The organism is Streptomyces aculeolatus (genome assembly GCF_020400605.1).
In the GTDB taxonomy this organism is placed as follows: domain Bacteria; phylum Actinomycetota; class Actinomycetes; order Streptomycetales; family Streptomycetaceae; genus Streptomyces; species Streptomyces aculeolatus.
This window is the reverse complement of record NZ_JAINRD010000013.1, coordinates 41,479-61,727: the sequence shown is the minus strand read 5'-3', so window position 1 is coordinate 61,727 and position 20,249 is coordinate 41,479. Positions and strand designations below refer to the sequence as shown.

Here is a 20,249-nt window from a genome sequence, read left to right as displayed (position 1 = left end):
TGTGCAGGATGACTGTGCCCGGGGTCATCCGCTGGCGTGACGCGGAATGCGGCGGCGTCGGCCCGCAGAACGGACGAGTTGAGATTGCAGCGCATCTCTTTTTCGCCTACGCCGACGAACCGGCCAGCATCCACTTCCCTTCCGTCCTTGTCGGTGACGATCACACGGTATGCCGTGCCCGCGGTGAAGCCTCGCCCGGTGACCTTGACTTCCATGCCCCACATGTGCGCGACCACGTCGACCGATGCCCGCACCCCGGGGGCCTGCTGCTGGACGGCGACACCTTCCGCCGGGATGCCGGGCGGGGGATCCGGGGCGACGGCATAGCCGACGAAGAAGCAGGCGGCAGCGACAAGGCACGCCGCCACAACTGCCAGCAGCCGCGTGGGCGGGCGGCGCAACACCCGCTGCGCGCGCTCCATACGGATACGACGGGCGATCTCCTCACCCAGACCGGGCGGCGGCGCGGCACCCGGCGAGAGGGCAAGGCCGTTGGGGTCGATGCCCTCAAGAAGAGCGGCGAGCGGCGCGATCTGTTCGTACTCCGCCCGCCGGGCCGCGCAGCCGTCCAGATGGGCGCGCAGGGCGATAAATTCGCGGTCGTCCACGGCGCCGAGGGCGAACGCGCCCAGTTACTCGCGCAGCCGGCGGTGGTCGTGCTCGTTCACTGCTCCACCCCCCTCTCGTCCAAGGCCAGGCGCAGTGCCTTGAGTGCGTAGAAGACCCTGCTGCGCAGCGTGCCCACCGGTATGCCCAACTCGACCGCCACCTCGTCGTGCGGACGCCCCTGAAGGTGGGTCTCCACCAGCGCACTTCCGTGCTCCAGTGTCAGTCTGCGCAAACCCTCCTCGACCAGCCAACCGGTCAGCATCGCGTCCTCGGCAGGCGCGATCGCGGGGGCAGCCTGAGCCAGCCGGTCCCGTTGCATGGGTATCACCGGACGGCGGATGCTGCGGCGGGCCTCGTCGACGATCACGTGACGGGCGATACTGAACAGCCAGACCCGCAGACTCGCGAGTTCGGCATCGAAACGGCCGGCGGCACGCCACGCCCGCAGGAGGACTTCCTGCACCACATCCGAGGCCGCACTCTCATCGCCCAACTACCGAAAGGCGAAACGGTAGAGTTCGGCGCCGTGCAGGGCATAGGCGCGGCGGATCCCCTCCTCGTCGGCCAGATCCACCCCGGCCGCGACGCCCGGGGCGGGCCTGCGTCCCACCCTGCCGCGCACGCCCCGTCTCCCCTCTCCTCGATGCCGCTGCGGCCCGCCGCCGGTCACGCGACGGCAGGCGACGGGCCGCAGCCTTCGATCACAGGTGCAGGAACCCACCCAGCGCGACGGCCAGGTCGATGCCCACGGACAGGTGAGCGAGAATTGAAGACGCCATAACGGCCTCCCAAGAACGTGTCGTGGTGAGGAACGGCCGTGTTCACGCCCACCGGCACACCGACATTCACCACACAGGAGCGACCTGCATCACAACCCGTGATCGGTGCGGACTCGCCACCTCACCGTCAGGGGCTCTTGATTACTCGATGGGATCGATCGGTACGCCGAGACAGAGCACGCGGGGCGGTGCTCATCAACGAGGGGCCGAAGCCTGCCGCCACCGAGTCTCGCAGCGGCGCGGTGTCGTCTCGGGCTTCCTGGTCCGGGGCCGCCTCCATCGTGGGCCGCAGCTCCCCGGCCACGACGCCACCAAGGTGATCAGACGCCCGCAAGCGCCATGGAAGGTTGTCACCCGCCGACACCCAGGTAGCGCTACGGCCCGGAAAGTCCTCTGCCGCTCCCGGCCGATGTAATACCCGGAGACGTTGCCGTCGAGCGGCTCCGCCTGCATCTGAAAGCCCGGTCAAGCGGTGTCGTTGCGAGTTCGTACGGATGCGCTCAGGATTTCCCCGGTTTGGGTTCGGGGTGGGCGGTGATGACGAGGTTGGCTGTATAGGTGCGGGTGGCGTTGTCCCAGTCGGTGCAGGTGATCAGGGTCAGGCGAGGCTGGGTGGTGGGGGCATAGACGGTTTCGGTGGGGAAGCGCTTCTGGGGGTAGACGTTCGTGGTGGTGACGGTGAACTGAGCAGTGGATCCGTCGGCGCGTTGGACGGCGATGCGGTCTCCCTTGCGCAGGGCGCCCAGCGCGTAGAAGACGGCGGGGCCGCGGGTGGTGTCGACGTGGCCGACGAGCAGGGCGTTGCCGCGTTGTCCCGGGGTGGGCGATGCGGTGTACCAGCCGGCGTGGTCACCCTGGTCGGGCAATGCGATGGTGCCGTCATCGGCTGTGCCGACCGCGTCCACGGCTGCGTCGAGACCGATGTCTTCCACGGTGATCCGCACCGGTCGTGCAGGGCCGAGGACTGGCAGGTCCTCGCCTGCGGGGGGTGTGGCGGGGGTGTGGGGTGTGCGGGCGGCGGGCGGGGGCGGTGGCTGCGTGGGGTGCGGTGCGAAGGCTGCCACGGCGAGCAGGGCGATACCGGTTGCGGCCATGGCGGTGGCCGCCGCGGTCCAGGCACCGCGGCGGCCACCGTGAGGTCGGAGTGCCATCACCGACTCTGGTCAGCTCCGACGGCTTGCGCGACGCCGCAGCAAGAGGGCGCCGCCGGCGCCGGCCAGGAGCGTGGCGCCTGTGCCCATGACTGCGGTCGTGGTGCCCGGTGTGCTGGAGGAAGCGAGTTGGCTGCCGCCCTGTCCGCCGTGGACGGGACCGGCTGCGGACTTCTTCAGGGGCCCGCACAGGGCGGGGTTGGTGGCCTCGGCGGGCAGCTTGGGGTCGAGGTCGCTGGGGCCGAGGTTGTCGTCGTACTTGCCGTTGTTGTTGTAGTCGATGCCGTGGACGACGACGACACCCGTTCCCGCACGCAGGCTCTGAGCGGCTGCGTCGCTGAGAGCGATGGTGCGCTCGTAGCCGTAGTCGGGGCCGACCGGGAACCGGTCCACGGCCAGACCGGAATCGGGGCTGGTGTCGCCGGTCGTGGTCAGCGATGTGCCGATGGTGCCGTAGAAGGGCACCCCGTCGGTGGTGTTCAGGAATCGCTTGCCGTTGCGGACCTTGGCCGCCGAGTCCGGAGGGCAGACGCCCTTGGCCGCGATGTGGAAATGCTGCGCGTGCGGCGCCCCCGCCAGCAGACCGCTGACCTGCATCTTCACGTGCGCCTCGTTGCCATCGAGACGGACTTGGGCCGTCCCGTGACCGGTGACCTTGTTGACCTTGAACGGATCCAGCTGCGCGTGCAGCGTCACCGCACGGCCCCCGCCGTTCTCGGCGGACGTACCGTCCGCCAGAGCGGGCGGGGCCAGCGCCGCTATGGGCGCGAGGACGGCCAGGGCCGCCAGGGTACGGACAGCGTTCTTCGACATACTGCTCTTCTCCCATGGGGGTACATGGCACACAACGACCCCCGATGCCGGTGCATGCAGACCGATACTCAAGGACGACTCTCCGTCCCCCCTGCCGCACCCGCCACCACAGCTCCCCCCTCCCCGCACCATCCGGAAGGCCGCTGGCCTCCCACCTCTCGGGGTAGCCATCCCGCCCACCAGGCCACATGCGCCGCAGCGAGGAGCGCCGGGACGCTGAGCCGGCCACACGGACCGCTGCACCAAACGAGTCACGGAACCGGCGCGCAACCGGCGCGGACGCCCTTCCAGGCGCAACCGGGCAGCATCTCGACCACCTGGTCGCACGATCAGGGACGTCAACGCTGTGTCGGCAACCAGCCCAGTACAAGGCAGGCGAAGCTGACGCATCCAGCGCCCCCGCGGCCACGGTCCTCAGCCCGCCTTTACGTCGGTGCCGTCCTCCTTGTCGGCGGGAAAGCCCGGGACATCTGCCTGGAGTTCCTCAGCGACGAGCTGAAGGTCCCCCACGCCCCCTCCGGCGTCGCCTCACCGTCCTGGCCGCGCTGTCCCGGCATGGAACGCGAGTACGTCCGCGACCGAGGAAGCAGGGGCGGCGGGTGTCGGCAGAGTTGCTGCAGAAGGACCGCTATCGATGCCGATCGACCGTCACCGCTTCGGGCGCGTGGGGTCGCTGTGGGTGATGCGGCCTGCTTCGAGGACGTGGGTCGTGTCGGTGTAGCGGGTGACCAGGTGGTGCTCGTGGGAGACCACGATCAGGGTCATTCCGTGTTCCGTGCGCAGGCGGGTGAGGAGATCCATGATCTCGGTGGTGGTGTCGGTGTCGAGGGCGGAGGTGATCTCGTCGCAGAGCAGGATGTCCGGGTTCGCGGCGAGGGCGCGGGCTATGGAGACGCGCTGGCGCTGGCCGCCCGAGAGTTCGCCCGGGTAGCGGTCGGCGTGGGCGGCGGGCAGGTCGACCTGGGCGAGGAGTTCGGCCACGCGGTCGGGGCGGGCGGACTTGGGAAGGTCCGGGTGGAGGCGCAGAGGGCGGGCCAGTTGCCAGCCGACGGTGTGACGGGGGTTGAGTGCGGCCAGCGGGTCCTGGGGGACGAGCTGGATGCGGCGTCGCTGTTCACGGGTGCGGCTCTGGGCGCGGGCGGCCAGGGGGTGGCCGTCGAGGGTGAGGCGTCCGGTGTGGGTGGGGTGGAGTCCGGCGAGGACGCGCAGGAGGGTGGTCTTGCCGGACCCGGACGGGCCGATGACGGCGATCGCGGAACCGGGGGTCGCGGTGCACGCGATGCCGGTCAGGACGGGATGCCGCCTGCGGCCGTTGCGGAAGAAGGCGTCGATCGACTCGGCGGCGATGCCCTCGCCCGCGCCGGCGCCAACGCCTTTGCCGGTGTACGGGGTCGCGGTCGAGGACTTGGCCCGCGCGGCGGTCGGCCCCGTCGTGAGACGGATGGTGCGGTCGGCGCAGGCGTTCGCCAGGTGCGGGTCGTGGGTGGCGACGACGACGGCGAGGTCGCGGCCGGTGGCGAGGTCGCGGAGCAGGCGGGCGAGGTCGTCGCGGACCGCCGCGTCGAGTCCGGCGGTCGGCTCGTCGAGGAGGAGGATCCGGGGCGTACGGGCCAGGGCGCGGGCGAGCGCGACGCGTCGTTGCTGGCCGCCGGAGAGGGCGGTGGGCCTGCGGTCGGTGATCCTGCTGTCGACGGGCAGCCGGCATTCGGCCAGTAGGCCGAGGACGTTCGCGGCCGACGGGTCGGTGGCGAGTTCGGCGACCAGGCGGCGTGCGGTCATGCGGGGATTGAGGGCGGAGCCGGGGTCCTGGCCGACGTAGGCGACCGTGGTGCGGCGCAGCGCGCGCAGTTCGGCGGCGGGCAGGTGGTGCGGGGTGCGGCCGAGGACGTCGAGTTCGCCGTCGACGGCGGTGCCGGGGGGCAGGTGGCCGACGAGCGCGCGCAGCAGGGTGGTCTTGCCGCAGCCGGAGGCGCCCATGAGCGCCGTGACCTGCCCCGCGCGGATCTCGGCGCTGGTCGCGGGCAGGAGTATGGGCCCCTCCGGCAGGCGGATCGCCAGGCCGGTGGCGGTGATGACCGGGGGCCGCGGCTCGTCTTCCGGTGCGAGGGCTGTGGGCGGGGCGGGGGCGAGTTCGTTCACGGGCGGGTCACCGCTTTCGCCGTGGTGTCGGGGGCCAGCGAGACGGTGACCAGGTTGACGGTGATGGCCAGCAGGGCGATGGCCAGGCTGGGGGCGATGACGGCCCAGGGGTTGAGGAGGATGCCGGAGGCGTTCTCGCGGACCATCAGCGACCAGTCGGACGCGGGCGGCTGCGGGCCGATCTGGAGGAATCCGGCCATGGAGATGACGTAGACGGCTTCGACGAACCGGAGCCCGAAGAGGGTCAAGACGGTCGCGCGGAGGTTGGGCAGGATCTCGCGCAGGGCGACGTAGGCGGTGGACTCGCCGCGGGCCAGGGCGGCTTCGACGTAGCCGGCCGTGGCGAGGGGGGATGCGGCCGCGGCGACGACCCGGATCGCGTACGGCGTGCCGAGGATGATGGCGGCGACGATCACGGCCCGGCGCCCGCCGCCCGGCCAGGCGAGGGCGATGAGCATGATGCCCAGCAGCGGCGGCAGGAGGATCGCGATGTCCGCGGTGCGCTCGATGACGCGGCCGAGCCGGGGCCGGAGCACGGCGGCGCAGCCGACCAGCGCGGCGGTCAGGGTGGTGACGACGGCGACGACGAGGGCGCTGACGACGAGGAGGGTGCCGCCGTGCAGTACGCGGCTGAGGACGTCACGGCCGAGTTGGTCGCCGCCGAGCGGGGCGCCGTCCCCGGCGGTGGCGAACGGCGCGGTGACGGGGGTGTCGACGGTGTGGGGTGCGATCAGCGGTCCGGCGAGCGCGAGCAGCAGCGGCAGGGCCGCAACGGCCGCGAGCACGAGGGTTCTCGTCCGCGGGCGCCGGCGCGTCCGGCGCCCGCGGGGTGGCCGGCCCGCGGCCACGGGCACGGTGGCGGTCATGCGCGGGCTCCCAGGGTGGCGTCGCGGATGAGATCGGCGGCCAGCAGGACGAGGCTGATGACGGCACCGGCGCAGATGACGACCCCGGCGATCAGCGGGGTGTCGCGGGCGGCGACCGCACCGGCCAGGACGGCGCCGATACCGGGGTAGTTGAACAGGGTCTCGACGACGACCGCGCCGCCGAACAGCAGGCCGGTGGAGGTGGCGATGCCGGTGGCGATGGCCGGGACCGCGCCGGGGAGCTGGTGGCGCAGCATCACCTGGTGCGGCGGCAGCCCGTCGAGGTGCGCGGCTTCCACGTGCGGGGTGGCGGCCTGGTCGGCGAGGGCGCCGCGGACGACACGGGTGTTCCAGCCGGTCTGGGGGATGGCCAGGGCGAGGACCGGCATGATCAGCATCGTCCAGGTGGTGGGCCGGCCGTCGCCGCCCGTCACCGTGACCGCGGGCAGCCAGCCCGTCCACAGGGACAGGACGAGCAGCAGGGCCGCGGAGACCACGAACTCCGGCACCGCGAACGCCGCGGTCGAGGTGTGGGTGACGAGGCGGTCGGCCAGGCGGTGCGGGCGCGTGGCGGCCCAGCAGCCGAGCAGCAGGGACAGCACCACGGTGAGCACGAGGGCGGACACCGCGAGGATGAGGGTGTTGGGCAGCGGATCGGCGAGCAGTTCGGTGACCTCCTGCCCGCGGGCGGAGGTGCCGAGGTCGCCGGTGGGCAGCGCCGTCATCCAGTCGGCGAACCGTTCCCACAACGGCCGGTCCAGGCCCAGCAGGTGGCGCCGCTCGGCGAGGTCGGCCGCGCTCTCGCCGCGCTCGGCCGCGGCGCTGGCCGCGTCCCCCGGCAGCAGCTCGACGGCCGCGAACACCAGCGCGAGCAGGACGACCAGCATCAGCACCCGGCGCCCGACCGTGCCCGCGACGCGTACGGCCACACCCCACGCGGTGGTTCCGGCCCGACGTGGGGCGGTGGCCGCCCCCGCGCCGGGTGCGGCCACCGGGCCATTCCCGGCCGGCCGGCTCAACTCAGCCACACGCCTTCGAGCTGGACGCGGCCGTAGCCGGCGAGCTTGGGCAGGTCCTGCACCTTCGCCGCGGCCAGGTCGATGCCGTCGGCCATGCCCCACAGCAGGTAGCCGGAGCGCTCGTGCTCGATCTGCTGGAGTTCCGTCAGCGCCGTCGCGCGCCGCTTCGGCTCGTCGGTGCTGATGGCTTCGCGGTAGGCGGCGTCGAACCCGGCGTCCTGCCAGCCGGCTTCGTTCTGTCCCGCCTCGCTGACCATGGTCTTGGAGGCGTAGAAGACGACGGAGTCGTTGGTGCCCCAGTAGGTCGTGTAGAAGTCGCCGGCCTTCCAGGTCTTCTCCCAGAACGCGCCGGACTCCTGCTTGACCACCTCGATCTTGATGCCCGCGTCGCCCGCCTGGTTGGCGAAGAGGGTCGCGGAGTCGGCCAGTCCGGCGATGTCCTCGGTGGTGACCAGTTCGTACGTCCTGGAGAAGTCGAAGTCCGCGTCCCGCAGCAACTGCTTGGCCTTCGCCACGTCGCGCTCGCGCTGCGGTATGTCCCCGGCGTAGTCGGGGTCGCCGGTGCCCATGATGTCGTTGGCGACCGTGCCGTAGCCGGACAGGACCTGCTTGACCATCGCCTCGCGGTCCACGACCAGGCGCATCGCCTCACGTACCCGCTCGTCGGCGAAGGGACTGCCCTCGGCGGTGCGCATCACGATCGGCATCGCCATGTCGTCCGGGCGGCGCAGCACCTGGATGTCCTCGCGGGCTTCCGCGGTACGGGCGGCCACCGCGCCGGCGTTGGAGGCGAGGTCGATCTGCCCACCGATGAGGGCGTTCGCCATCGCCTGCGGGGTCTCGAACATCGTGACCTCGATGGCGTCGAGGTGCACGGCCGGGCCGTACCAGTCGTCGTTGCGGACGAGGCGGGCGTTGCCGTTGCGGTACCAGTCCAGCTTGAACGGGCCGGTGCCGGGCGCCTTCTCGATCGCCGAGTCCTCCGTGTCCTTCTTCAGTACGAAGGACGCGAAGCGGGTCATGAGCGGGAAGTCGGCGTTGGCGTAGTCGGAGACGACCACGACCGTGCCGGTGCCCTCGGCGCTGATGTTCTTTGCCTGGATTCCGGGCAGGCGGGCCGCGCCGGAGGGGGTGTTGCGCAGTCGTTTCAGCGACCACACCACGTCCTCGGCGGTCACCGGGCTGCCGTCGTGGAACTTCGCACCCTCGGCGATCGTGAACTTCCACGTCTTGAGGTCCGCGGACGATTCCCACGAGGCGGACAGCCGCGGGGCGGTGTTGGTCTTGGCACCGGGGATCGTGAGGGTGTCGAAGACCAGGGCGATGACGAGGTAGTCGCTCTCGTTGGTCTGGGTGCCGTGCGGGTCACGGGTGATCGCGCTCGCGTGCCCGAGCGCGCCCACGCGCAGCGTGCCGCCCGGGCGCGGCTTCCCGTCCGCGCCGGCGGACCCGGCGTTCCGCGAGTCGTCGCTTCCGCCGCTGCAGGCCGCGAGGAACCCGGCCGCTCCGATGCCGGAGCCGGCCCACAGCAACTGCCGTCTGGTGACGCCCACGTCTTGTCCTCGTCTCAGATGCACCCGGATTTTCTTAGGGTTACCTAACCGAAGTCGGCCAGACTTCGCAAGGTGTCCTGCCCCACTCCCCGGCCCCCCGCCGCTCCCCGGCCGCGGCTCGACTTGCCTGCTCAGCCGCCTCGTTGACGGGACGACGGAACCATCCGGGGCGGCCCGCGGGCGCGATCACGCAAGGTAGTCAATCGCGCCGGTTAGGGTTGCCTCACCTTAGCAGCGTTGTTACGTTCCAGATGCCCGGCGGCGCCCCGGGCCGGGCAGTGACCGACCCGCTTCGCGCTCATTTCTCCGCTTGCGAGCCGATACGGCGACGGCGTACGCCCGTGCCCCGATCCGCCCCCTGGAAGGTGCCACCGTGTCCACCTGCCCTGCCCCGGTACGTCCCCTCGACGCCACCGCGGCGGCCGAACTGACCACCGCCGCCGCCCGGCTCACGGCGGCTTACGGCTCCGCCGCCTCGCCCGCACTCCTCGCCGCCCTCCCCGGGGCCCGCGCCCGTCTCGGGGACGAAGTCCGCCACGGCTTACGGCCCGTAGACACCGCGGACGGGCTGTTCGTCCTGCGCGGACTCCCCTTCGACGACGCCGGGGCCGGGCCCACCCCCGGCCACTGGTCGGACGCCGGCGGCAACGGTGCGCCGTGGGACGCCGTCCTGCTGCTCGTCGCCTCGCTGATGGGCACCCCGATCGCCTGGGACGGACAGCAGGGCGGCCGGTTCGTCCACGACATCGTGCCCGCGCCCGGACACGAGAGCGAGCAGACGGGGGCCTCCAGCTCCGTGCTGCTGGCTCCGCACACCGAGGACGCCTTCCACCCCGGCCGCGCGCACCTGCTCCTGCTGTGCTGCTTACGCAACCACGACGCCGTCGCCACCACCGCGGCCAGCATCCGCCGCACCGCCCTCGCCCCCGCCGACGTGACGCGGCTCCGGCGGCCCGTCGTGCCGATCCTCCCCGACGACGCCTACGAGGAGGCCCGGCGCTACGCCGGTACCCCCGCGCCCGTACCGACGCTCTTCGCCACCCCCGAGGGACCGACCCTGCGCTACGACCCCGCCTACACCCCGCTCGACGCGGCCGACGGCCCCTGGCGCGCGGCGTACCGGCGGCTGGGCGACGAACTCGCCCGGGTCTCCGTCGCGGTCAGCCTGGAGCCCGGCGACGTCCTGGTCGTGGACAACGACGTCGTCGCCCACGGCCGCGTCCCGTTCCGGGCCCGCTACGACGGCACCGACCGCTGGCTCAAGCGCGCCTCCGTCCGCGTCCCCGGGCGGCGCACCCGCCCGGCCGCGGAGGCGGCCGAGCACGGGTACGGCCAGGCCGCCCGGCCAGCGTTCGGCTGAGCGGGACGGAAGGGAGACCGCGACGTGGACACCGACGACAAGAGCCTGCGCATCCTCACCCGGAGCGACATCGAGTCCGTCGACATCACCCTCACCGAGGTGCTCGACGTCGTCGCGCAGGCCATCAGACCGCTCGCGGACGGCACGTCCGCCAACCCCGCGAAGCTCTCCGTCAGTCCGCCCGACGACAGCTCCGTGTCGTACGCGATGCTCGGCCGCGACGGAACCCGGCAGGTCGTCGCCGTCCGCGCCTCCTACCGGCATGACCCGCACCGCGACCGCGCCCGGCTGCGGCACTACACCACCCTCACGCTGTACGACGACGCCGCCGGCCTGCCGCTGGCGCTCATGGACTGCGGCCGGATCGGCGCACTGCGCACCCCGGCCGTCTCCGCCCTCATGGCCCGTATCTGCGCGGCGCCGGACGCGCGCACCGCGCTGCTCATCGGCACCGGCACCACGGCACGCATGGCGCTGCCCCTGCTGCTGACCGCGCTGCCGGGCCTGGACCGGCTGATGCTGTACGGCACCCACCCCGACGGAATCGCGGCCGTGCGCACCGAGTTCGCCGCGCACTTCCCCGACCGTACGGTGGAGATCGCCGGGGACCTGCGGGCGGCGGCGGAAGGCGCCGACATCGTGATCGGCACCGCCGGCCCCACCACCCCGGCGGCCGTCGAAGCCGGCTGGCTCGCCCCCGGCGCCCTCGCCGTCCTGGTCGGCTACGGGCTCGCCCCCTCCACCCTGCAACGCGCCGACCGCGTCGTCGCCACCAGCGCCGCCCAGATGGCGCACACCGGCGCCGACCTGGCCGACGCCGGCGGCACCCTCCGCCGCGCCGACGCCGAGTTGGCCGACGTCCTCGCCGGCCGCGCCCCGGGACGTACGCGGCCCGAGGAGCGGATCTTCGCGTACAACAGCGGCCTCGTTGTCACCGACATCGCCCTCGGCCACCACTTCGCCCGCCTCGCCCTCGAACAGGGCCTCGGCACGGAGGTACCGCTGTGGAAGTGACACCCGCAACGCCCCCCGCCGCCTGGCCCTCCGTCCCCGCCCTCCCCGACCCGGCCACCGACCGGGTCGTCGCCAGCGGCCTAGTGGCCGAACTCGCCTACGCCTTCGGCGGCCCGTACCACTTCCTGCTCCCCGACGCCTTCACCGCCAACCTCACGGCGATGCAGAAGGCCCTCACCGACGCTCACGTGGAGGGGTTCGTCTACTACGCGAAGAAGGCCAACAAGGCAGCCGTCTTCGTCGAGCGCGCCGCCGCCGGCGGGGCCGGCGTCGACGTCGCGTCCACCGCCGAACTGCGCGAAGCCCTCGGCCACGGCGTACCCGGCGCCGATCTCATGGTGACCGGCCCGGCCAAGGACCCCGCCCTGCTCCACCTCGCCGTCCAGCACGGCGCCACCGTCGCCGTGGACGCGCTCGACGAACTCGACCGGCTGGTCTGCCTCGCGTCGACCGGCCGGATACGCCCCGCACGCGTGCTGCTGCGCGCCCTGCCCGCGACCCAGCCGCACTCCCGGTTCGGGATGGACGACAGCGAGATGACCACGGCCCTCAAGCGGTGCCGCGAAGCCGCCGACGTCGTACGGATGGAGGGCTTCAGCTTCCACCTGTCCGGCTACACCCTCCAGCCCCGCGCCGACCTCGCCGCCCGCCTCGCCGACCTGTGCCGCACCGCCCGACTCCAGGGCCTGCCGGCCGACCGGATCTCCATCGGCGGCGGCCTGCCCGTCAGCTACACCGACGCCGCCACCTGGCGTGCCTTCCTCGACGCTCAGCGGCCCGCCCACTACCACGCCGGCAAGACGTTCCACACCGGCGACTTCTACCCGTACCACGCGCCCGTGGCCGGGGCGGACGCGCTCGCCGCACTGCTGGCCACCCGCCCGGAGGGCACCGGACGTGCGCTGGCGGAACTGATCAGGGACGCCGGGATCCGGCTCGCCCTCGAACCCGGCCGGGCCCTGCTCGACCGGGCCGGCGCCACCGTCTTCCGCATCCAGGGCGTCAAGGAACGCGACGGCTACCAAATCGTGACCGTCGACGGCACCAGCCTCAGCCTCTCCGAGCAGTGGTTCGCCAGCGAGTACCTCCCCGACCCCCAGCTCATCCCCCGCCACCCAGCGCCCGCCACGGGGGTGTTCCCGGCGAGCGTCGGCGCCGCCACCTGCCTGGAATCGGACATGCTCACCTGGCGCAAGATCGCCTTCCCGCACCCGCCGCGCCCCGGCGACCTCCTGCTCTACCCCAACACCGCCGGATACCAGATGGACTCCAACGAGTCCCGCTTCCACGATCTGCCGCTGCCCCCCAAAGCCGTCATCGACCGCACCGACCAGCCCCGGCCGCGCTGGCGCCTCGACCGCCACTTCACCTGACCGCCACTTCACCTCACCACCCCTCCGCCTGACCACCACCCCCGAGCCGCCCTCCACCACAGGAGCCCTTGGATGTCCGGAGCCCTTCGGCGCCCCGCGGTCGTCTCCCGCGTCTCCGACCTGATCGGCGGCACCCCCCTGCTGGAACTCGCGACCACCGGGACCGGCAGCCGCCTGCTGCTGAAGCTGGAGATGTTCAACCCCACCGGCACCGCGAAGATCCGGATGGCCCGCGCCATGATCGACGCCGCCGAAGCCGCCGGCGAACTGCGGGCCGGCGGCAGAATCGTCGAGTCCACCTCCGGCAACACCGGCCTGGGCCTGTCCGTGATCGCCGCGGAACGCGGCTACACCTTCACCGCCGTCGTCGACCACCACGCCGCCGCCGACAAACTACGCGCCATGAAGGCCCTCGGCGCCGAACTCGTCTACGTCGACGACACCACCGCCGGATCCGGGGAACTCGCCACCGCCGCCCGCGAGGAACTCGCCGAGGACCTGGCCCGCGGCCAGGACAACACCGTCTTCACCGAACAGCACCACAACCTTGCCAACGGGCTCGGGTACCTGCCCGTCGCGTACGAACTGGCCGAAGCCCTCGACGGCGGCATCGACATCCTCATCGGCGCCGTCGGCACCGGCGGCGCCCTGTGCGGCACCGGCCGCGCCCTGGCCAGGCTCGTCCCCCGCCTCACCGTCATCGGCGTCGAACCGAAGGGCTCGATCGCCTTCGGCGGCCCCGCCCACGACTACTACCAGTCTGGCACCGGCACACCCGAAGGCGCCGAGATCGGCGCCCTGGTCGACTTCGGCCTCCTCGACGAAGGCGCCAAGGTCGGCGACGTCGAAGCCTTCGCCACCTGCCGGGCCGTCGCCCGCACCGGGCTGCTCCTCGGCGGATCCGCAGGCGGCGTCGTCCACGAGGCGCTGACCCGGCTGCCCTCCCTCCCACCGGGCACGGTTATGGTCGCCTTGGTCAACGACGGAGGGGAGAAGTACATGGACACCGTCTTCAACGACGACTGGATGGCCGCACGCGATCTCCTCAGCCCGGCGACCGAACGCGACGTGGCAGAACTCCTCACCAAGCTCCGCGGGCCCCGGTAGCCATGCTGTCCACCCTCCTGCGCGACAGCCGCGCGCTCGGCGCCCTCGCCGTCCCCCTCATCCTCACCCAGCTCGCCCAGGTCGCCCTGACGACCACCGACACGGTGATGATGGGCCTGCTGGGCACCACGGAACTCGCGGCCGGCGGCCTCGCCATCGTGATCTTCAACCAGATACGCACCATGTGCGTCGGCCTGGGCACCGCCGTCGGCAACCAGATCGCAGCCGCCGCCGCCCGCGCGGAGAAGACCGGCGGCGACACCACGGCGGAGCAAGACAGCCACGACGAGGTCCGCGCCCTCGTCCGCGCCAGCCTCGCCGTCGCCACGCTCGCCGGCATCGCCGGCGCCGTCCTGATGGTCCTCATCGGCCACACCCTGTCCTGGCTCGGCCAGGACGCGGCCGTCGTCGACCTCACGCAGACGATGCTCTACGCCCTGGCCCCCGGCCTGCTGCCCTGCCTGTGGTTCCAAGCCGTACGCCAGTTCACCGTCGGCATGCGCCGCCCCCAAGCCCTCCTGCAGATCACCCTCGCCTCCGTCGCCGTGAACGCAGCGCTCAACTGGGTCCTCATCCACGGCACATTCGGCCTGCCCCACCTCGGCCTCAGAGGCGTCGGCATCGCCACCTCCGCGGTGTACCTGCTCTCCTTCGCCGCCCTCTACCTGGCCGCGAAACGCGACGACGAACTGGCGCCGCTCCTCACCCTCGCCGTACACCGCGCCGACGCCGCCACCGTCGGACGCCTCCTCCGCCTCGGCGTCCCCATCGCCGCCACCTACGGCTCCGAAGCCGGCTTCTTCTCCGTCACCGCCCTGATGGCCGGCTCCTTCGGCCCCGCCGCCCTCGCCGCCCACGCCGCCGTCAACCAACTCGTCTACATCGTCCTGCAAGTCGCCATCGGCCTGTCCCACGCCGCGTCCATCAACGTCAGCCGCGAACTCGCCCTCGGCCACCACGACGGCGCCCGCCGCATCAAGAACACCGCCCTGGCATGCGCCGCCGCCGTGATGACCGCCGTCGGCATCCTCTACCTCACCCTGCCGGGCCTGATCCTGGCCCCGTTCCTCGACACCGGCTCCGACGACGCCGTGACCATCGCCACCCACCTGCTGATCGTCACCGCGTTCCTGCAGTTCTTCGACTGCACGCAGAACATCGGCATCGGACTCCTGCGCGGCCTCGACGACACCAAGAGCGGCTTCCGCATCACCCTGATCGGCTACTGGGCCTGCGGCCTGCCCGCAGCATGGCTCTTCGCATACCCCCTGAGCCTCGACACCCTCGGCATCTGGCTCGGCCTCCTCACCGGCCTCGCCACCACCGCCCTCCTCCTCCTACGCCGCTACCACCACGCCCTCACCGCAGCACAGCCCACCCCGACAGCCACCCCGCTGCAGGGCACCGTTTCACCCGGCGCGGCCGGGACGGAAATCTGAGACGGGCCCTGGAGACCCGGGTGAGGGCGCCAGGCTGCCTGGGCCGTACTCCTACGAGAGGACGCGCGAGGCAAGGGCGACCCCAACAATGTGTACGTCAGTCCCTGAGAGACACCCCCTGCGTGCGAACGGGGCTGAAGTCCGCACCTCACAGGATGGCCCGGCCGAACCATGATCCTTTGACGTTCGGGCCAGCAGCGGGCCAGCAATTGGTCTTCGGCCGGTGATTTAAGCAGTAGAACCCAGGCCATATACGCTCTGACCTGGGCTCTAGCCGTAGGCCGCGTGGGACTCGAACCCACAACCAACGGATTAAAAGTCCGGTGCTCTGCCAATTGAGCTAGCGGCCCGCCCGGCCAGCATAGCCCGGACCCCGGCGTGCCCCCGAGCGGATATCGGCCGCCGGGCTGAGCGCGGCCCCTCCCCGGGGTGGGAGGGGCCGCGGGCGGGGTGCCGGTCAGACTTCCGGGACTTCCCAGGGGAGGCTGATCATGTTCAGGTCGCCGGCGGAGAGGACTCCGGTGTAGGTGCGGAGTTCGTCGATGGCGGCGGTCATGGGGTCGGTCCAGCCGGTGGCCGTGCGGGCGCGGCCGAGTTGGAGGCCGGTGGTGGCGGGCCAGGTGGCGGAGTCGGGGAGGGGGAGGTCGGCGGCGAGGGTGCCGCCGGTGTAGAGGCGGATGCGGTCGGCGGGGTCGTCGTGGACGACGGCGACGTGCTGGCCCCAGGGGCTCGCGTACGTCTCGGTCGTCGTGTGCGTCGCCGTCGGAGTGTCCGCGTCGGCTACGACGAGTTGCCACATGCCGGTGTCCGCCTCGTAGCGGACCTCGACGGCGTTGGTGTGATCGCCGGGGAGGGACAGCAGGGTCATGTCCCGGGTGGGCAGGTCGTCACCGAAGCGGACATGGACGCCGAGCGTATAACTGGCGCTGGTGTCCACGGGCGGGGTGGCCGTGGCGGCGTAGCTGCCGTTGCCGGTGAGTTCGAGGAGGCCCGTGCCGGCGATGAGGTCGCTCTCCGTGACGGCCGCGCCGTCGGACAGGGTGAGCGGCTGGCCACCGGTGTATTCGGGGCTGGTGCCACCGGAGGCTTCGTTGAGCTGCCAGTAGCCCGTGCGCTGGGCCTTGCGGGTCGCCAGCGCCGCGGCCTCGTCCGCGACCACGACGCGGTCCCAGACGCGGACGTCCGCCAGGCGGCCGTGCCAGTTGCCCGCGTGGCCCGCGGCGGTACGCACCCGGCCCAGCTGCAGGTCGCCGGCCGCGGGGGCGGCGGTGGCGCCCTCCGCCGTCGCCGCGAGGCGGCCGTCGACGTAGAGGCGGGCGGTCCCGGCGGGGGCGTCGTACACCGCTGTGAGGTGGGCCCACTTGCCGGCCGCCGCCGCGCCGCCCGTCGCCCGGACCTGGTCCGCGGTCCCGTCCCCGACCGCCAGGGACCAGCGGCCGTCGTGGATGCCGAGGTCGAACGACGCGGGGATCGCGCCGCCGTCCTGGCTGAGGACAGTCATGTTCTCCCCGGCCCCGGTCTCCGGTCGCGCCCACGCGGCCACGGCGAAGGACTCCGAGGTGTCCGCCACCGGGGTCCGCGGGGTCAGGTAGCCGTCCGCCGTGCCGTCGAGTGCGGCGGCCGTCCCGTACGCCGTGCCCTCCGGGCCTGCGGCGCCGAAGGTGGCGCCCGTGCCCGCCATGGCCGGTGCGGTGCCCGCGGCGGGGGCCGCCTCGGTCGCGCCCGGCGCGTCACCGAGGGCCCAACTCGCCACCGGGGGACGGCCCGAGCTGACGCGGATGATGTACTGCACGGGCGCTGATATGTTGCCCGCCCTGCTCACGGACTGGGCCTCCACGATGGTCGTACCCGACCGCTCGGGCGTCCACGTGACGGTCACGGGCTCCCCGGGGGCGGGGGCGTCGACCATGTAGGGCGGCGAACCGAGGACAGACCAGCGGTAACCGACCGCATCCTCCCCCGGTGCGTCGAAGGTGAACCGGCCCGGGACGCCGACGCCGTCGGTCCAGCCCTCGGGGTCCTCCGGGTAGTCGGGCGAGGAGATCACGGGCAGCGCGGGCACGGTGGTGTCGTAGACGAACTCGCAGGGCCCTGCGCCCCCTTCGGAGCTCCACGGCCCCCACGCCTTGCCGTCCCAGCCCCGCACCCGCCACTGCACGGGCGTGTCCTCGGGGATGTCCTGCTCCTTCAGATGCCAGGCGAACTCGGAGCCGCTGGGCCTCGACGACGTGGTCAGCTCGCGTGTCTGCGGTCCTCCGGCCGGGTCCTGCCAGCCCAGCTCGAACTGGGCCGCCACCATCTCGTCGTCCGGGTCGTGCAGGACCGCGCGGAGATCCGGCTTCATGCGGACGTACGGGCGCTCGTCCCCCGCCGTGCAGGGGAGCGACCACGTAGTGAGGTCGGCCGTGTCCGGCCGGTCGGGCGCGGCGTTCTCGGCTGCCGCCGCCGTGAGCGGCGTAGCCGCCAGCGCTGCGGACAGCGCCGCGGTGACCAAGGCAGAGCGTAAAAGAGCGTGACGGGCCAAGGTTTCCCTCCTGGACGAGAACCGACGGGATTTCTCCTGGCGGAGGGTGTGGGGCCCCTCAAGGCGTGGTGCTCGCGCAGCCTAACAACCCGCTGTGACATCGCGCCTACCCTTTGTTTTCGGCGGGCGTGGGCGCGGACGCGTGCGGGCCCCCTCCCTGGGGAGGGGGCCCGCACGGTGGTGGGTGTCAGCCCTTGCGGTTGTTGCGGTCCTGGCGCTTCCAGCGGGGCTTGTCCGTACGGCGGTCATCCGAGGTGCGGCGGTCGTGGCCGTACGCCGGACGGGCGTCGCGGCGGTCGCGGCCGGCCGGGCGGTCGCCGCCGAAGCGGGAGCGCTCGGAGTCGCGGCGCTCGTAGGGGCGGCGGTTGTCGCGGTCGTAGGGGCGGGCGGCGGTGCCGCGGTCGTCCCGGCGGGGGTAGGAGCGGGTGCCGCGGTCGTACGGGCGGGAGCCGCGGTCGTCGCGGCGGGTGTCCCGGCGGTCGTACGAGCGGGGCTCACGGGTGCCGTACGGGCGGTCGTCGCGGCGGTCGTACGACGGGCGGTCGTCCCTGCGGTCGTACGAGCGGTCGTCGCGGCGGTCGTTCCGGTAGTCCCGGCCGTCCCGGTTGTCGCGGCCGTCCCGGTTGTCCCGGCGCGGGTACTCGCGGTCGTTGCGGCGCGAGTCGCCCGACCTGTCGAACTCCCGGAAGCGCTGCTCCCTGCGGTCGTTCCGCGTCCCGTTGCGGTCCGTACGGTCGTACCCGCGGTCGGCGCGGGCCTCGTACGCGCGGTCCTCGGACCGGGGCTCCGCGGGCGGGGCCTCCGCCCCGGCGGCGTCCCCGGCCGGCTCCGTCACCGGCGCCGCCGGCTCCGGGGTCACGCCCGCGCGCGTCGCCAGCCGCGTCGCCTCCGCGCGCAGCTCCACCGCGTGCTTGCGGGCCCGCTCCAGCTGGGCCTCCAGCTGCGTCACGTCCCGCTCCGCGGCCGTCGCGGCCTGGGCCGCCGACTCGGCCTGCACCTCGTCGATCGACCGGGCGCCCGTGATCCGCGCCACGTCGGGGTCGAACGCGCCGCGTCCGCTGATGATGTGCCGCGAGGCGTCCACCGCCGCGTCCTCCAGCAGGCGGAAGACGGTGCGGCGCTGGTGCGGCAGGGCGAGGGAGACCACGGTGCCGGACTCGCCGGCCCGGGCCGTGCGGCCCGCGCGGTGCAGGTAGTCCTTGTGGTCGCCGGCGGGGTCGACGTTCAGCACCAGGTCGATGCCGTCGACGTGGATGCCGCGCGCGGCGACGTCCGTCGCCACGAGCGCGTGCACCCGGCCGTCCTTGAAGTCGGCCAGCGTGTGCGTCCGCGCGCCCTGCGTCATGCCGCCGTGCAGCGCGGCGGCGCGCACGCCGGTCTCGCGGAGCTGGTCGGCGACGCGGTCGGCGCCGAGCTGGGTGCGTACGAAGACGATGGTGCGGCCCTTGCGCGCCGCGATGGCGGCCGTGACCGGCGCCTTGTCGCGCGGCTTCACGACGAGCACGTGGTGGCTCATCGTCGTGACCGCGCCGGCCGAGGGGTCTACCTCGTGGCTGACGGGGTCGACGAGGTAGCGCTGGACGAGCGTGCCGACGCCCTTGTCCAGCGTGGCCGAGAACAGCATCCGCTGCCCGCCCGGCGGCACCTGGTCGAGCAGTTCGGTGACCTCGGGCAGGAAGCCCAGGTCGGCCATCTGGTCGGCCTCGTCGAGCACGGTGATCTGCACCCGGTCCAGGGAGCAGGCGCCGCGGTCGATGACGTCGCGCAGCCGGCCGGGGGTGGCGACGAGCACGTCGACGCCGCGCTCCAGCGCGCCGATCTGGCGGCCCATGGACGTACCGCCGCAGACGACCTTCATCGACAGCCGCAGCACGTCGCCGTACGGCTGGAGCGCGTCGGCGACCTGCATGGCCAGCTCGCGCGTCGGGGTGAGGATGAGGCCGCGGGGGCGCTTGGGGTCGGTGTGGCCGCCGGCGAGGGTCGCGAGCAGCGGCAGGCCGAAGGAGAGGGTCTTGCCGGATCCGGTACGGCCGCGGCCGAGCACGTCGCGGCCGGCGAGGGCGTCGGGGATGGTGGCGGCCTGGATCGGGAACGGGGTGGTGACGCCGTAGTCCGCGAGCTTGGCGACGACGCCGCGGGGCAGGCCGAGGTCGCCGAAGGTGGGCGCGGCGGCCTCGGGGGCATCGGCAGGCTCGGGCGCGCCGGCCGCATCAGGTGCGCCGGCGGCCTCGGGGGCCTCGGCGGTGGCGTCGGTCTCCGTCGCCTCGGCCGCCTCGGTGATCTCGGTCACCGCGGGCGTCTCCGCCTCGTCGAGGGCAGGGGCGAGCACAGGGGTTTCAGACATGAACGAGTTAAAGCCTTCCGCAGTCGTCGGCACGCGCCACGACTCCGCGGCGGATTTACGAGGACCGCCTCTTGCGGTCTGCCACGGCAGGGAAGGGAACGCGCCACACACGGCGCGCTTCGGTGGGGCGCCGGGCAAATGGGATCAAACGATCTACCA

15 protein-coding genes and 1 tRNA gene are annotated in these 20,249 nt (G+C 72.8%); 6 read left to right on the top strand and 10 right to left on the bottom strand.

The genetic code is table 11. The features are described 5' to 3' along the window. The first annotated feature begins 14 nt into the window (after positions 1–14). Complete coding sequence (locus tag LG396_RS21575; protein ID WP_225796009.1) at positions 15–719, top strand: hypothetical protein; 705 nt, start codon at positions 15–17, stop codon at positions 717–719. On the opposite strand, the gene LG396_RS21570 is transcribed toward LG396_RS21575, so the two are convergent. The 7 genes from LG396_RS21570 to LG396_RS21540 all read right to left on the bottom strand — a co-directional run bounded on the left by LG396_RS21570 (position 665) and on the right by LG396_RS21540 (position 8,929). Continuing rightward, a complete protein-coding gene (locus LG396_RS21570; RefSeq protein WP_225796008.1) occupies positions 665–1,102 on the bottom strand; it encodes a sigma-70 family RNA polymerase sigma factor in 438 nt (145 codons plus the stop codon). The genes LG396_RS21575 and LG396_RS21570 overlap by 55 nt on opposite strands. A 786-nt stretch (positions 1,103–1,888) precedes the next feature. Next, a complete protein-coding gene (locus LG396_RS21565) occupies positions 1,889–2,539 on the bottom strand; it encodes a class F sortase (protein ID WP_225796007.1) in 651 nt (216 codons plus the stop codon). 12 nt (positions 2,540–2,551) lie between these two features. Next, a complete protein-coding gene (locus tag LG396_RS21560; RefSeq protein ID WP_225796006.1) occupies positions 2,552–3,352 on the bottom strand; it encodes a hypothetical protein in 801 nt (266 codons plus the stop codon). Between the two features lie 648 nt (positions 3,353–4,000). Further along, positions 4,001–5,491, bottom strand: coding sequence for an ABC transporter ATP-binding protein (locus tag LG396_RS21555; RefSeq protein WP_225796005.1), 1,491 nt, complete (start codon positions 5,489–5,491; stop codon positions 4,001–4,003). Continuing rightward, entirely contained in the window at positions 5,488–6,357 is an 870-nt protein-coding gene (locus tag LG396_RS21550) for an ABC transporter permease (RefSeq protein WP_225796004.1), read from the bottom strand. Before LG396_RS21550 ends, LG396_RS21555 begins: the two co-directional genes overlap by 4 nt. Beyond that, positions 6,354–7,244, bottom strand: coding sequence for an ABC transporter permease (locus LG396_RS21545; protein ID WP_225796114.1), 891 nt, complete (start codon positions 7,242–7,244; stop codon positions 6,354–6,356). Before LG396_RS21545 ends, LG396_RS21550 begins: the two co-directional genes overlap by 4 nt. Positions 7,245–7,372: 128 nt before the next feature. Next, on the bottom strand, positions 7,373–8,929 hold the full coding sequence (locus LG396_RS21540) for an ABC transporter substrate-binding protein (protein ID WP_225796003.1): 1,557 nt from the start codon (positions 8,927–8,929) through the stop codon (positions 7,373–7,375). A gap of 373 nt (positions 8,930–9,302) precedes the next feature. Here LG396_RS21540 and LG396_RS21535 point away from each other — a divergent pair, with 373 nt between their 5' ends. The 5 genes from LG396_RS21535 to LG396_RS21515 all read left to right on the top strand — a co-directional run bounded on the left by LG396_RS21535 (position 9,303) and on the right by LG396_RS21515 (position 15,222). Next, positions 9,303–10,289, top strand: a complete 987-nt coding sequence (locus LG396_RS21535; RefSeq protein ID WP_225796002.1) for a TauD/TfdA family dioxygenase — start codon at positions 9,303–9,305, stop codon at positions 10,287–10,289. Between the two features lie 24 nt (positions 10,290–10,313). Then, entirely contained in the window at positions 10,314–11,303 is a 990-nt protein-coding gene (locus tag LG396_RS21530) for an ornithine cyclodeaminase family protein (RefSeq protein WP_225796001.1), read from the top strand. Then, positions 11,300–12,676, top strand: coding sequence for a type III PLP-dependent enzyme domain-containing protein (locus LG396_RS21525; RefSeq protein WP_372483547.1), 1,377 nt, complete (start codon positions 11,300–11,302; stop codon positions 12,674–12,676). Before LG396_RS21530 ends, LG396_RS21525 begins: the two co-directional genes overlap by 4 nt. 72 nt (positions 12,677–12,748) lie before the next feature. Next, entirely contained in the window at positions 12,749–13,783 is a 1,035-nt protein-coding gene (locus LG396_RS21520) for a cysteine synthase family protein (protein WP_225795999.1), read from the top strand. A 2-nt stretch (positions 13,784–13,785) separates the two neighbouring features. Next, positions 13,786–15,222 carry an MATE family efflux transporter gene (locus LG396_RS21515; RefSeq protein WP_225795998.1) on the top strand — a complete coding sequence of 479 codons (1,437 nt, stop codon included), beginning with the start codon at positions 13,786–13,788 and terminating at the stop codon, positions 15,220–15,222. 277 nt (positions 15,223–15,499) lie between these two features. Here the strand turns inward: LG396_RS21515 and LG396_RS21510 are convergent. The 3 genes from LG396_RS21510 to LG396_RS21500 form a co-directional block, all read right to left on the bottom strand. Continuing rightward, positions 15,500–15,572, bottom strand: a tRNA-Lys gene (locus LG396_RS21510). Between the two features lie 107 nt (positions 15,573–15,679). Continuing rightward, complete coding sequence (locus LG396_RS21505) at positions 15,680–17,716, bottom strand: LamG-like jellyroll fold domain-containing protein (protein ID WP_225795997.1); 2,037 nt, start codon at positions 17,714–17,716, stop codon at positions 15,680–15,682. A gap of 217 nt (positions 17,717–17,933) precedes the next feature. Then, positions 17,934–20,090, bottom strand: coding sequence for a DEAD/DEAH box helicase (locus tag LG396_RS21500; protein ID WP_225795996.1), 2,157 nt, complete (start codon positions 20,088–20,090; stop codon positions 17,934–17,936). Positions 20,091–20,249 lie beyond the last annotated feature (159 nt).